Consider the following 269-nt stretch of genomic DNA (forward strand, 5'->3'; position numbering starts at 1 on the left):
GATACCATCAGTCAGGCTCAGATACAAGTAGGAACTATTGCCTCTAAAAACCAACAAAAACTGGCGGCTCCTGCTATTAAGGTTAACAAATCTAGTGCCTCCTCTGAAAACTACCTGTTTGTAAATTCCAAACTACTAGGGAGTAAAGAATCTTTGGTATTATGGAAACAATCCTCTGTTATTGATGTGTACGACCTAGTAAAAAACCGTTATGAATTTAGTTTTTATGTAGAAGACATCGGAAAAAGCAAACTAAGAACATTTCAAGT

Annotated in this window: 1 pseudogene; it reads left to right on the top strand. The window is 36.1% G+C overall.

Annotation, left to right across the window (positions count from 1 at the left end):
* Positions 1-269 (top strand): annotated as a pseudogene (locus Q4Q35_RS04220) (MauE/DoxX family redox-associated membrane protein); the annotation flags it as partial.

Source organism: Flavivirga aquimarina, from assembly GCF_030540835.1.
Taxonomy (GTDB): domain Bacteria; phylum Bacteroidota; class Bacteroidia; order Flavobacteriales; family Flavobacteriaceae; genus Flavivirga; species Flavivirga aquimarina.